The organism is Streptomyces sp. NPDC091287, assembly GCF_044768525.1.
Lineage (GTDB): Bacteria > Actinomycetota > Actinomycetes > Streptomycetales > Streptomycetaceae > Streptomyces.
Genome location: NZ_JBIVUV010000053.1, coordinates 1 through 1,075 on the forward strand (window position 1 = coordinate 1; position 1,075 = coordinate 1,075).

The following is a 1,075-nucleotide window of genomic DNA, read 5'->3' on the forward strand; positions in this document are numbered from 1 at the left end:
CTCTCCTCTCTCCTTCTCTTCTCTCTTTTTCTGGAGTGCGTGTCATGGCTGAAGTTCTTGTTCTGGTCGATCATGTGGACGGTGCGGTCCGTAAGCCGACGCTGGAGCTGCTGACGCTGGCGCGTCGGATCGGTGATCCGGTCGCGGTGGCGCTGGGTGCGGGTGCGGAGGCGACTGCTTCGGTGCTGGGTGAGCACGGTGCGGTGAAGGTGCTGGTCTCGGATGCCCCGGAGTTCGGGGAGTACCTCGTGGTGCCGAAGGTGGATGCGCTGGAGGCGGCGTTCGGGGCGGTGTCGCCGGTGGCGGTGCTGGTGGTGTCCTCGGCGGAGGGCAAGGAGGTCGCTGCTCGTCTGGCGCTGCGGGTCGGTTCGGGTGTCATCACGGATGCCACGGATGTGGAGGCCGGTGAGCAGGGTGTGGTGGCGACGCAGGCCGCGTTCGCCGCTTCGTACACGACGAAGTCCCGGGTTTCCCGGGGTGTTCCGGTCATCACGGTGAAGCCGAACTCGGCGCCGGTGGAGCCGGCCGCGGCCGGCGGTGCGGTGGAGGCGCTGGCGGTGTCGTTCGGTGGGGCGGCCCGGGGGACGAAGGTGACGGGGCGGACGCCGCGTGAGTCGACGGGCCGTCCGGAGCTGACGGAGGCGGCGATCGTGGTCTCCGGTGGCCGTGGGGTCAACGGTGCGGAGAACTTCCCGCTGATCGAGGCGCTGGCGGACAGTCTGGGGGCCGCGGTGGGTGCGTCGCGTGCCGCGGTCGACGCGGGCTGGTACCCGCACACCTCCCAGGTCGGGCAGACGGGGAAGTCGGTGTCGCCGCAGCTGTACATCGCTTCGGGTATCTCCGGCGCGATCCAGCACCGGGCGGGTATGCAGACCTCGAAGACGATCGTCGCGATCAACAAGGACGCCGAGGCCCCGATCTTCGAGCTCGTCGACTACGGCGTCGTCGGCGACCTCTTCGCCGTCGTGCCCCAGCTCACCGAAGAGATCAACACCCGCAAGGGCTGACCCCTCCGGCAAACACCCCGCCCCGGGCCGCACGGTGAACCCCACCGCGCGGCCCGCGGCCGTTCCGG

The 1,075-nt window shown here is 69.9% G+C and carries 1 protein-coding gene; it reads left to right on the plus strand.

Going from position 1 to position 1,075, the window contains the following annotated elements:
* Positions 1–44: 44 nt before the first annotated feature.
* Positions 45–1,007, plus strand: coding sequence for an electron transfer flavoprotein subunit alpha/FixB family protein (locus ACIQRW_RS38395; RefSeq protein WP_403770016.1), 963 nt, complete (start codon positions 45–47; stop codon positions 1,005–1,007).
* The last annotated feature ends 68 nt before the right edge of the window (positions 1,008–1,075 follow it).

Excerpts from the sequence above, each read along its gene's own strand:
- ACIQRW_RS38395 (WP_403770016.1), top strand. The coding sequence starts at position 45 with ATGGCTGAAGTTCTTGTTCTGGTCGATCATGTGGACGGTGCGGTCCGT.